General features: G+C 39.3%; 13 protein-coding genes. 9 read left to right on the forward strand and 4 right to left on the reverse strand.

The annotated features are described in order from the left end of the window. Positions 1–22 precede the first annotated feature (22 nt). Positions 23–268 (forward strand): hypothetical protein, encoded by a 246-nt coding sequence (locus tag PSN35_RS03430; RefSeq protein ID WP_300029461.1) that lies wholly within the window; start codon positions 23–25, stop codon positions 266–268. 72 nt (positions 269–340) lie between these two features. On the opposite strand, the gene ssb is transcribed toward PSN35_RS03430, so the two are convergent. Genes ssb through PSN35_RS03445 form a run of 3 tightly spaced genes read right to left on the reverse strand, consistent with a single transcriptional unit; the run spans position 341 to position 2,759 of the window. Beyond that, the gene (ssb, locus tag PSN35_RS03435) at positions 341–799 is read right to left on the reverse strand and encodes a single-stranded DNA-binding protein (RefSeq protein WP_300029463.1); all 459 of its coding nucleotides are present in this window, start codon (positions 797–799) and stop codon (positions 341–343) included. A 22-nt stretch (positions 800–821) separates the two neighbouring features. Further along, positions 822–1,976 carry an MFS transporter gene (locus PSN35_RS03440; protein WP_300029465.1) on the reverse strand — a complete coding sequence of 385 codons (1,155 nt, stop codon included), beginning with the start codon at positions 1,974–1,976 and terminating at the stop codon, positions 822–824. A gap of 15 nt (positions 1,977–1,991) precedes the next feature. Continuing rightward, on the reverse strand, positions 1,992–2,759 hold the full coding sequence (locus tag PSN35_RS03445) for an outer membrane protein assembly factor BamD (protein WP_300029467.1): 768 nt from the start codon (positions 2,757–2,759) through the stop codon (positions 1,992–1,994). 97 nt (positions 2,760–2,856) lie between these two features. Here PSN35_RS03445 and PSN35_RS03450 point away from each other — a divergent pair, with 97 nt between their 5' ends. The 6 genes from PSN35_RS03450 (at position 2,857) to PSN35_RS03475 (ending at position 9,080) form a co-directional block, all read left to right on the forward strand. Beyond that, on the forward strand, positions 2,857–4,959 hold the full coding sequence (locus PSN35_RS03450) for a bifunctional (p)ppGpp synthetase/guanosine-3',5'-bis(diphosphate) 3'-pyrophosphohydrolase (RefSeq protein ID WP_300029469.1): 2,103 nt from the start codon (positions 2,857–2,859) through the stop codon (positions 4,957–4,959). An 80-nt stretch (positions 4,960–5,039) separates the two neighbouring features. Beyond that, positions 5,040–5,234, forward strand: coding sequence for a Fe-S cluster assembly protein IscX (gene iscX, locus PSN35_RS03455; protein WP_300029471.1), 195 nt, complete (start codon positions 5,040–5,042; stop codon positions 5,232–5,234). After that, positions 5,231–6,505 carry a Tol-Pal system beta propeller repeat protein TolB gene (gene tolB / locus PSN35_RS03460; RefSeq protein WP_300029472.1) on the forward strand — a complete coding sequence of 425 codons (1,275 nt, stop codon included), beginning with the start codon at positions 5,231–5,233 and terminating at the stop codon, positions 6,503–6,505. The genes iscX and tolB overlap by 4 nt, the downstream gene beginning before the upstream one ends. Positions 6,506–6,520: 15 nt before the next feature. Further along, on the forward strand, positions 6,521–7,090 hold the full coding sequence (locus PSN35_RS03465; RefSeq protein ID WP_300029474.1) for an OmpA family protein: 570 nt from the start codon (positions 6,521–6,523) through the stop codon (positions 7,088–7,090). Between the two features lie 6 nt (positions 7,091–7,096). Further along, the gene (locus PSN35_RS03470; protein ID WP_300029476.1) at positions 7,097–7,786 is read left to right on the forward strand and encodes a tetratricopeptide repeat protein; all 690 of its coding nucleotides are present in this window, start codon (positions 7,097–7,099) and stop codon (positions 7,784–7,786) included. Position 7,787: 1 nt separating this feature from the next. Then, on the forward strand, positions 7,788–9,080 hold the full coding sequence (locus PSN35_RS03475; protein WP_300029478.1) for an aminodeoxychorismate synthase component I: 1,293 nt from the start codon (positions 7,788–7,790) through the stop codon (positions 9,078–9,080). A gap of 8 nt (positions 9,081–9,088) precedes the next feature. On the opposite strand, the gene PSN35_RS03480 is transcribed toward PSN35_RS03475, so the two are convergent. Next, a complete protein-coding gene (locus PSN35_RS03480; RefSeq protein WP_300029481.1) occupies positions 9,089–10,963 on the reverse strand; it encodes an NAD+ synthase in 1,875 nt (624 codons plus the stop codon). A gap of 238 nt (positions 10,964–11,201) precedes the next feature. Here PSN35_RS03480 and PSN35_RS03485 point away from each other — a divergent pair, with 238 nt between their 5' ends. Both PSN35_RS03485 and PSN35_RS03490 read left to right on the forward strand, forming a co-directional pair. Beyond that, positions 11,202–11,555, forward strand: coding sequence for a tetratricopeptide repeat protein (locus tag PSN35_RS03485; RefSeq protein ID WP_300029483.1), 354 nt, complete (start codon positions 11,202–11,204; stop codon positions 11,553–11,555). A 117-nt stretch (positions 11,556–11,672) separates the two neighbouring features. Beyond that, a complete protein-coding gene (locus PSN35_RS03490; RefSeq protein WP_300029486.1) occupies positions 11,673–11,852 on the forward strand; it encodes a hypothetical protein in 180 nt (59 codons plus the stop codon). Positions 11,853–12,067: the final 215 nt, after the last annotated feature.

Genomic DNA, 12,067 nt, shown 5'->3' on the forward strand with positions numbered 1-12,067 from the left:
AACAAGAAAAATAGGAGGCGGTATGAAAATGAAGAGTTTATTAATGGCTGTCACAACTGGATTGTCAGCATCGGGCGCTGCAATGGCGGCGCAAACGTTGGCAAAAGACTATGCGCAATCTGTGCACACGCAGGCTAAGATTGGCACTGAGTCAATTAAACCGTGGCACAAAGGCTATCAGCAAGCTACCAATACCTGGGCTAAGCTTGATGGTCATGGTATTAAAAACATGGCTAGAATGTACAATCATGGCATTAAAAGAGTCTAGGTTTATTTTATAAACACACAATAAAAAACCTCGCATTAGCGAGGTTTTTTATTGAGTTGATGACAAAGACGATTAAAACGGAATATCATCATCAAAACCAGCATTATCCACTGGTGTGATTGGGTCTTGATCTGGTGCTTGAGTGCTAGATGCACTTGATGGAGCTTGTTGACTATCTACTTTAGGTGCGCCAGCACCTTTAGAATCTAAAAATTGAATATCTCTAGCAATAATCTCGGTTGTGTAACGATCTGCACCTGATTGATCTTGCCATTTTCGTGTTTGCAATTTACCTTCGATGTAAACTTTAGAGCCTTTATGTAAGTATTGATTAGCTATTTCGGCAGTTTTTCTAAACAAAACCACACGATGCCATTCGGTTTTTTCTTGTTTTTGTCCGGTGTTTCTATCTGTCCAAGTTTCACTGGTTGCAATTGATATATTAGCAACTGCATCACCACTTCCGGTGTATTTTAATTCTACATCTTGACCTAGGTTGCCAATTATAATTACCTTATTAATGCCTGCCATTGTGTTTTCTCCCGTTAATTTTTTAAGATGATTCTGTGCGCATACTGAGTGAAATTAGCCACCAAATAAGTGCAATAAATGTGGTGAATAAGAATACACTATTTAAGCCGAATGTGTTGTAAATCCATCCGCCAATTACACCCCCTGCAAACGCCCCTAAAAATTGAGAGCTGGCATAAAAACCCATTGCTAGCCCGCGTTTGTCGCTACTGGCTGTTTTAGCAATTAGTGATGGTAGTAGGGCTTCTAGCGCGTTAAAGGCAACAAAAAATAAAGTTAAGATGATAAAGAACGTGGTGTAGTTCAACGCACTTTGATAAAACAAAATTTGACTCAACGCGAGTAGGAAAATGGCCAATAAAAACACTGTTTTTGTCTTTTGAAATTTAGTGGCCACAATGATCATTGGGATCATGCCTAAAAATGATAAAACAATCACCGGCAGGTATATTTGCCAGTTATCCTGAATGCTTAAAATATTTTGATCAACCAGAAAAATTGGGATGGCGATAAAAGCACTGGTAAGGATAAGGTGTAGTGCGAAAACACTAAAATCGAGTCTAATTAATTCAGGGGTTAAGATTTTTTTAAAATTAGCCACTGAAAGTTTGTATTGTTTTTTTGGGGTTGCTTGGGGCAGGGTAGCAACCACAACAAGCGCCACAATAGACAAAGCGGCAATAAGCCAAAACAAGCCAGAGATTCCTACTTGATGGCCAATAATTGGCCCTAATAGCAAAGCCAGCATAAAGGCCATGCCAATCTGCACGCCAACAAAGGCATTGGCTTTTGGGCGTTCGTTTTCACTAACATAATCAGCTAAAAATGCCATTAACACAGCAGAGATAGCGCCAGCACCTTGTAGCGCTCTGCCGGCAACTACTTGAAAAATATCCGTTGCATTAGCGGCGATCACACTACCAATAAAGAAAATAATTAAGCCAAATATTAATAAAGGTTTACGACCATACTTATCAGATAAATAACCAAAAGGAATTTGAAAGATAGCTTGAGTTAGGCCGTAAACACCAATGGCAACACCAATCATTAAGGGTGTGACGCTTTCATAATTGTTGGCGTAAACAGAAAATATCGGAAAAATCATAAATAGGCCAAGCATGCGCGTGGCCATGATGAGTGATATCTTTAATGCGAAACCTCGCTCAAGTTTAGTCATTAGCGAGTGGGCTTGTTAGTCTTCTAGCGTGTAGTGTGGTGTGTAAAGTGGGTAGCTCTTTTTAAGAACACGGCGCACATCTTTGGCCAATATTGGCGTGTCGATAATATCGTAGTTGTGTGCCATTAAATGCAGTGCTGCCGGCACAGAGGGTGTATTTGGGTATTTCTCAATGATGTATTTGCTACGGTTAATGGCAGCGATATTAGCACCCTTTTTGGTGTAGTAAATGGCTACAAACAACTCATGGCGAGATAGGATATTTCTTAGTACTACTAGGCGAGTTTTAGCCTCTTCGGTGTATTCCGTTTTAGGGAATTTGTCAATTAATGCCAAGTAATAATTAAATGCATCACGCACAGAATTTACATCACGCTGTGCATTATCAGTGATGTAGTCATCTAGAATTGAGCGAGATTTATCCTCTGAGATAACGCCGCGCAAGTAATAAGCGTAGGGTGTAGAAAAGTGATTAGGGTAGAGCTTAATGTAGCTGTTTAACCGATCAATGGCTTGATCATAATCTTCACTTTTATAAAGGGCATAAGCGATTTCAAGTTTTGATTGAAGTGCATACTTAGAGCCAGGGTAGGCTGCTTGAAGTTGTTCAAATAGTTCGATGGCTTTATCCATAGAGCCAGCAGAAATTTGTTCTTTTGCTTGAGTAAAGAAGGTTTTTGGTGACCAGCCTTTAGTGATGGATTCGCGTTTTTTCTCCTCTTCCCAGAAGCAACCGCCTAGAAATAACGTTAATATTGGGAGAATTAAGATAAGTTTTTTCATAAGGGTTGCGATAAATTTATTATAAATATGCACATCATTATACTGACGCATAAGTATTATAATGGCAAAACTTAATTCAAGATTCAGCCTAATTAATATGTCAGAAAATCAGCCCAAAATTCTAATTAGCGACTTATGTGACGTGCTTGAAACTTACATGTCTAAATCGCAGGTTGAGGGTGTTTATCAGGCCTATATTGTTGCTGCCACTGCGCATGATGGTCAGTATCGAAAATCGGGTGAGGCTTATGTGTTTCACCCGATTTCTGTCGCCATGATTTTGGCCGAACTTCAGCTTGATTATTATTGTATTGTAGCTGCTTTACTGCATGACTGTATTGAAGATACCAATATCACTTTTGAAGATATTAAATATGATTTTGGCTATGAAATTGCTCATATTGTGGAAGGTGTTTCTAAATTAACTGGGCTTGAGTTTCATACTAATGCAGACAAGCAAGCGCAAAATTTCCGCAAGCTATTTTTGGCCATGAGTGATGACATGCGAGTAATGGTCATTAAGCTGGCTGATCGCTTGCATAATATGCGTACACTGGGCTCAATGAGGCGCGATAAGCAGTTGAGAATCGCCAAAGAAACGGTTGAAATTCACGCACCAATTGCCAGAAGACTAGGTCTTAATAGTATTAGGGTAGAGCTGGATAACTTATGTTTTTCGATTATTCATCCGTTTCGTCATCAGGTGTTGGTTAGTCAAATTAAAAAGCAGTGTGGTAATCGTACCAAGGTTGTCACCCATATTCAGCAGCAACTTAATGATCGATTGCAGCAAGAGGGTTTGGCTGATGTAGAGATTAGTGGCCGAAGAAAGCAGCCTTGTAGCATTTATAAAAAGATGAAAAACAAAGGGTTAAAATTTTCTCAAGTACTTGATATGTATGCATTTAGGGTAATTGTTAAAGACGTGGCGCAGTGCTATCAAACGCTGGGTGTTATTCATAATTTATATAAACCCTTGCCCGGTAAATTTAAAGATTATGTGGCCCTGCCAAAATCTAATGGTTACCAATCTTTGCACACGATTTTATTTGGGCCAAATAAAATCTTTATTGAGGTTCAAATTCGCTCTGAAGACATGCACTTTGTGTCCGAATACGGTATTGCTGCCCATTGGCATTATAAAAGTGATGCAGATGATGATTCAGAGTTGGCTAGTAATTGGCTGGGATCTTTGCTTGATATTCAGCAAAATTCTGGCACGTCAGTTGAGTTTTTGGAAGAAACAAAAAACGATTTATTTCCATCAGAAGTATTTGTCTTTACGCCGCAAGGTGAGATTATGCAGCTGCCTTACCGAGCCACAGCGCTTGATTTTGCTTACATGGTGCATACTAACATCGGCCATGGTGCGGTTAAGGCTAAAATTGACCAAGTTGGTGCTTCTATTTCAACTCAGCTTCGCTCCGGGCAAACCGTTGAAATTGTCACCAGCAAGCAGGCTAAGCCGCATCCATCTTGGCTACAAATGGTGGTCACTGCTAAGGCTAAATCAGCCATTAAGAGTTACTTAAAATCGCAATCTGCTACAGAATTAATACGCCTTGGTGAATATTTGCTGTCAAATGCACTTGATTATCAAAATGTCAATATGGCCAATATTGAGGCTGAACGCTGGCAAGTATGTCTTGATGAGTTGGGTTGTGATTCGCTAGATGAGCTACACTTGCGTATTGGTTTGAGTGAAATATTAGTTTCTGTGGTGTTGAATAAACTACAGTATGGTGATGATCAGCAAAAAATACAACAGATTAAAATTAATACCACGCAGGATAAAGCCATTAGTTTTGCGCATTGTTGTTATCCAATTCCCGGGGATAAGGTTTCGGGCATTTTAACCACCTCTAAAGGTATGGTAATGCATCGAACCGATTGCTCAAATTTGGTGCGTTTAAAGGCCAAACATGCACAGTGGTTAGCCATTGATTGGAAGGCGGACGAGCAAGATAATTTTGAAGTTAAGATTGTGGTTAATGTGGCGAATCAGCGTGGCACGCTAGCCGCTATTGCTAATACGGCGGCTAAGCTTGAATGTAATATTGAACACATTGAGATTCGTGAAAAAGATAACTCTATTAAGTCATTGGAGTTGGTGGTTAGTGTTACAGACGTTGATCATTTGAGCGTTGTTAGTGATGCGCTTAGAGCGCTAGAATTTGTTCAGGGTGTGTCACGTTATTAGTTGATTTTTCACATCGAAAATACTGCATAACACTCTATGATTTGGTTAAAATTAAATCATTATTTCTTTAGGTATTTGATATGAATTGGACCGACTCTTTAGACATTGCAATTGCACTAGATGAAACCTATCCAGACACAGACCCTTTAACCATAGGCTTTGTGGAGTTAAGAGATAAGGTGATGGCATTAGAAGAGTTTGATGATGACCCTGAAAAATCAGGCGAAAAAATTCTTGAAGCGATTCAAATGAATTGGATTGAAGAAAAACAATGATTAAACTTATAGCTGCTTGTTTTGCGTTTTACATCTCATCAGCTTTTGCTGTTTTAGAGGTAACTGTTTTAAAAACAGATGAAGACGCTTTTCCAATTGTCATTTCTCCGTTTTCTGTTACAGGCGATGCCAAACAGGGTGAGGCGATCGCGCATATCATGCGTGATAATTTTAATCGCTCGGGTGAGTTTAACGCCTCAAGTGCTAAGCAGATTATTGGCAATAAAATAAACTTTAAACAATGGCAAGCTAAAAAAATTGAGGCGATTGTTGTTGGAAAGCTTGATCAAGTCAGTCAAAAGATTTTCAATGTTGAAATTGAACTGATTGATACCTATTCTAAAAAGACTTTATATGCCAAGAAGTTCGCTGTTCATAATAGTGGTATCAGACGAATTGCGCATTATTTATCTGATCAAATTTATTTTGCCTTATTAGGTGTTAAGGGTTCGTTCGACACTCGCCTTGCCTATGTGACAGTGGCTAACAAAGGTCAAGGTAAGCGTGAGTATCGTTTAGAAATCTCTGATTCTGACGCACAAAACCCGCAAACTATTTTTAGAGCGGCTAGCCCAATTTTGTCACCTGCTTGGTCGCCAGATCAAAATAAAATTGCGTATGTTTCATTTAAAAATGGCCGATCTGAGGTGTTTATTCAGTATCCATTTATGCGTCGAAAAACACAAAAATTACCTTATTTTGACGGTATTGCTTCGGCGCCAGCCTGGCATCCTAATGGTGAAAGCATTGTATTGACCCTATCAAAAGAGGGTAATAAAGATATTTACGCTTATCACTTATCCAATAAAAAATTAACTCGTCTAACTCAGGATGTCGGTATTGATACTGAGGCAAGTTTTTCACCCGATGGTGAGCGCATCGCCTTTACCTCTAATCGTTCTGGCCAAGTTCAGGTTTATATTAAACACCTAGCATCAGGCAAAATTAAGCGCGCTACGTTTGACGGAAGCTATAACGCCAAAGCGGTATTTTCCCCCGATGGCAAAAGCTTAGCATTGGTGCACCGCCTAGACCGAGATTATCGCATTGCCATGCTTGATATTGCCACTCAAGATCTAACCATTATGACTAGCAATAAGTTGGACGAATCTCCATTCTTTTCACCCAATGGTAGTATGATTATTTATGCAACCAACAAGGGTGATACTGGCGTACTATCTGTGGTTTCAATTTTGGGTCAGCAAACTTTTGAGCTAGCCAGTAAAGCGGGTGAGGTTCGAGAGCCTAATTGGTCACATTATTCTAAATAATTCGAGGAGTTTATTATGTTAAAAATCACTGCATTATTAACAGCCACTGTGTTGTTATCATCTTGTTCTACCACGGTTGAAGAGTTGTATCAAAAAGTAGCGCCAAGGCCTAGTGTTGTTGCACAGGACGATGCTCAAGAGCATATTGTTACTCAAGATACCTCTAGTTTTCAGTCAACCGAATATGCGGGCAATTATAAACGTTCAAACACCCAAGTAACAGCGGCACAACTGGCGTCTGCTGAGCTTAAAAATACCGGTACTCAATTTGTATTGTATTTTGATTATGACGGTAGTGAAATCAGCGAGTCAGCCACTCAAGAAATCATCAAACACGCTAATTTTATGCGTGACAATCCTGCGCTTAATTTGCGCTTAGAAGGGCATGCAGATGAGCGCGGTACTCGTGAGTATAACTTGGCTTTGGGCGAGAATCGTGCCTTAGCGGTTAAAGAGGTATTGGGGTTATACGACCTTAGCTCTAGAGTTGAGGTGATTAGTTTTGGTGAAGAAAACCCGTTAATGCAAGCGCATGATGAGAATGCTTGGAAGCAAAACAGACGTGTTGAATTTGTTTATCAGTAGTCTATTGTGAAGCGCCTTTCTTTAATTGTTCTTATGACTGCTTTTGTTGGCCAGCCAGCTTCTGCAGGTATTAATACCGATAAGGTGATCATGGATCACAATAAGAAAATTAAGCGCTTAGTTAAAAAAAATCGAACCCTTAAAGGCAAAATTGAACAATTAGAACAACAGCAGCAGCACAGTAGTAAAAAAATTGCTGAATTGTTTAATTTGATGGAGTACAAAAAATCCAGTGTGGTGGTTGAGCAAACCATGATGCGTGTGCGTGAGCATAACAAAAAAGCTAAAAAAATTTATACCAGTGCACGCTCTTTACTGGTGACTGATCAATATGATCAAGCCATTATTTTATTTAAGCAATATTTAGATATTTATCCTGACAACAATCATGCCTCGGATGCGCAGTATTGGCTAGCCAAAGCTTATTTAGCCAAGGGTGATTATCAGCAAGCTAAAAACACCTTTGTGGCTTTTCAGCAAGGTAGTCCTTTGCATCATAAGTTCTCAAATTCCTTATTTGAATTGGCTCGGGTTTATGTTGAGCTGAAGCAAACTCAAAAAGCGCAAACATTACTTAATAGTATGATTAGTAAATTTCCGGCGCATCACACCATTAATCGAGCCAAACAATTGCTCAGTAAAATTAGTCCACAAGAGTCAACTCCAACTGCCAGCGAGCCTAGCCAAGTTAATTAATATGAAGGTGATAGAGATTCCAAGCGTTGCCTTGGATGGCTTGTGCCACTTAAATGCTAAGCGTTATCCTTTTTTATTAGAAAGCGTTAATCATAATAGCAATAATCGCTATTCTATTTTGTTCGCCCATCCTCAGCAAACCATACAGCTTAACCATTTAACAGAGTTTGATTTTTTAGATGAGTTAGCCAGCCAGATTAAGCCCAGTGATCAGCAGCACCAAGATTTGCCGTTTACCGGTGGCTGGTTTGTCTATTTGGCTTATGAGTTGATTGGGCAAATTGAACCAACCTTGTCAAGCAAGCTGCATGACAGTAGCTTGCCTATTGCCATCGCGGTTAAGATTCCAAGTGCTATTATTATTGATCATCAACTGGATAAAACCTTCTTGCTGGATGAGCAGGGTGATAAAGATAGAATGGCGCTAATACTAAAAGACGTAGACACTGTAAAAACAATTGAAACGGCTAATTTTTCAGGAAATCTGACCTGTGAGGCGGACAAAAAGTTTCTATCAGGCGTTGAGGCGATTAAAGAATATATTAAAGCTGGCGATGTTTTTCAGGTGAATTTATCTCGTGCTTGGCGCTACGCGTTGCAAGAGGATTGTTCTGCCACTCAGCTTTATCATCGCTTAAAAAAATCCAATCCAGCGCCATTTTCTGCGTTGGCGCAATTCGAACAATTTAGTATTATTTCATCCTCGCCAGAGCGCTTGTTTAGTGTGAATGGTGATGCGATTGAAACACGCCCCATTGCAGGCACTCATCCGCGCGGTAAAGGAGAGGAAGATGAAACACTTAAACAACAGCTGATTAGCCACCCTAAGGAGCAAGCGGAACATATTATGTTGTTGGATTTAGAGCGTAATGATTTGGGTAGGGTATGTGAATATGGCAGTATTGAGGTTAATGAAGTCATGACACTTGAAACCTACCCTTATGTGCATCATATTGTTTCTAATATCAAGGGTACGTTAAAGCCTGATACGCACGTAGATCAGTTAATCCGGGCTTTGTTTCCGGGCGGCACCATTACTGGTTGTCCTAAAATTCGTTGTATGGAGATTATTGCCGAATTAGAGCAGGGCGCCCGTGAGGCTTATACAGGTTCGTTAGGCTATATTAGTAATAATGGAAAAATGGATTTAAACATCCTGATTCGAACCATGATAAAACAAGATCAAACGCTAAGCTTTAGAGCGGGTGCTGGTATTGTGTTTGATTCAAAACCAGCTCGCGAATTAGAAGAAACGACGCATAAGGCACAAGGTATTCTTAAGGTCTTTTCTTAGAGGTTTTCTTATGGTTTGAACTTTGAAGTCATTGGGTAACGACGCTCTTTACCAAAAGCATTTTTACTTATTTTAGGCCCAGGCGCGCTTTGTCTGCGTTTGTATTCGTTATTCAAAACCAATCGACTAATGCGTTCAACCGTTTGTTGATTGTGGCCACGTTGAACAATTTCAGTAATAGAAAGCCTTTGTTCAATGAATAGCTCTAGGATGTCGTCTAGCTCGTCATACGGTGGTAATGAATCTTGATCAACTTGATCAGGTGCAAGCTCCGCCGAAGGTTCGCGATCAATGACACGCCCTGGAATAATATAGGATTGGCTATTGCGATAGTTGGTCAGTCGATAGACCATGGTTTTAGAAATATCTTTTAATGGGGCAAAGCCACCAGACATATCGCCATAAAGCGTTGCATAACCCACAGCCATTTCAGATTTATTGCCCGTGGTTAATACGATACTACCCAGCTTGTTAGAAATGGCCATTAGTAGTGTACCGCGTACGCGCGCTTGTAGATTTTCTTCAGTGGTGTCAGCTTCCATGCCATTGAAGATGCCATTAAGTTGAGTGTTAAAGCTATCCACCATAGCGTGAATGCTGATTTCATCATAATCAATGTTCATGATGCTGGCTTGCGCTTTGGCATCTTCAAGACTCATATTTGAGGTGTAAGTGTAAGGCATCATAATAGCCTTAACCTTCTCACTGCCCACGGCATCGGCAGCAATGGCCAAGGTAAGTGCAGAATCAATACCGCCTGATAAGCCGATAACCACCCCATCAAATACGCCATTTTTATTAATGTAATCTTGGGTGGCAAGCACCAAAGCATCATAGATGGTTTGTTCAACACTAGTAGTTTCTGTGATGTTGTTAGCCGACTCAAGTAGGGTGCTGGTAGATTTAAAGAAGGGGAGTTGTTGGGTGATTTGCGCCTTGGTGTCCATCATAAAAGATCCACCATCAAAGACAATCTCATCTTGGCCACCCACTAAATTTACATAAACCAGATTAATATTGTTTTCCATGACACGTTTTTTTGCCTCTGCTAAGCGCTGCTGATGTTTGTCAACATGAAAAGGTGAGGCGTTGATGGCAATCAAGGTTTGTACGCCATACTTGACTGTTTCCTTAACAGTATCAGCATCCCAGATGTCTTCACAGATCAATAGTCCAATGCGTTGGTTATTAACGGTAAAAACACACGTTTGATTGCCCGGTGTGAAGTAGCGTTTTTCATCAAAGACACTGTAGTTAGGTAGTTGTTGTTTATGGTAGATTTTAATGTCACCATTCTGAATAAGGTAAGCAGAGTTGTATAAAGCGTTGTTTTGCTTGCAAGGTGCGCCGAAGATAATTGAAATATCGTCAGGAATTTTGCTTTTAATAAATGCAACTTTTTGTTCGACTTGTTGCATAAAGCCATGGCGCAATAATAGATCTTCTGGAAGGTAGCCAACTAAAGCCAATTCTGGAAATACCAATAGGTCGGATGCATTTTTAGCCGCTTCAATACTTAAGTCAATAATTTGTTGGGCGTTGTTATCCAAATCGCCAACAATAGGGTTAATTTGTGCGATATCGATTTTGATAGACTCTGAGCTCTGAGAAAGATTTTCTAGTTGTTCCTGCCAAAATACAGCCTTTGATTTGTCACCCTTAATTTTTGCCGATTCAAGTTTGGTGTAAGCCACGACTTCGGCAGGGTTGATGTTCAAAATATCAGCAAATAACCAGGCGTGTGTTTCTGAAAGGGTGGATTTTCCAGATTTATATTTACTTAAATTTGATTGGTTAATGCCATATTCCTGGGAAATTTTATAGTCTGAAAAGCCAGTCTTTTTGCGGACTTTGGCAAGATAATCTTTGGTTTTGTTGGCCATGGTATTTTGTGATTTTATACTTGAATTTTTTACCTATTATAGTTAATTTTTACCACTAGTGTAATGAAGTTAGATTAGTTAAAAAAAACCACTAGTGGTAAACACACCATAAAAACCATATAACTAATTGATTTTTAATTAATAAAAATATATTTAATTTTTATTAAAAAAACCCTTTACAAGGCTCATGAAGCACGGTATATTTCGACCAACTTAACAACAAAAAGAGGAAAATATCATGAATCAAATGCATGCACATTTATTGGCAGAATCTGAACTAAAAATTGACACTGTTAAGATCCAACAGCAAGCTTATTTGGGCGATGCTGATTCGCAATATAAACTGGCTGATATTTTCCAAAAAGGTAAGGGTGTTGCTAAGAACTCGGCACATGCTTTTTACTGGTATCAAAGAGCGGCGCAACAAGGCAATTTGCCAGCGCAATTTAATGTTTGGTACGCTTATTTAACTGGCGAAGGCACATCGGCTAATAAGCAACTGGCTGACAAATGGTACGCCAGAGCAACGCTAAAAAATTCAAGTTCAACTCAATCAATCATTAATCAGTTAATTGGCACAACTGTCCACTAACTAATTTTTATTATTATTTTTTCAGGGAGAAAAAAATGAATCTAGCATTACACACAATCATCTATTCATCTGCAGCGGTTATTTTGTCACTAAGTGTGACATTAATTCACTAAGCGGATGAAATTATCTGTTTTTATTAAGCCAATATTGGCTTTATCAGTGTCTTTATTAGCCAGCACAACCCTAGCCTCGGCTTATAGTAGTTATTCGCCTATCGTTAACTCTAAAGGCTTAAGTGTTATTATGACTGTCACCATACTTTTAGGTCTTATTGCACTCCATCAAAAACACACTTAATTTTTTTAAAAACTGCTGTTCACAAGCGGTTTTTTTTGATAAAATTTCTTCTCGCAGTGGTTATTTAATTTCTGCGTTTTTTTAATCTCAATCGAGGAGAAGTTTTATGAATAAGTTATTAAAATTATCTGCTGTATCGTTATTAACGATCGGCAGTTTCAATGTGCAAGCAGACACACTCAGCGATGTGCAGGCTAAAGACAGCCTAAGTTGTG

It is taken from the genome of Candidatus Thioglobus sp., assembly GCF_028599055.1.
Taxonomy (GTDB): Bacteria; Pseudomonadota; Gammaproteobacteria; order PS1; family Pseudothioglobaceae; genus Thioglobus_A.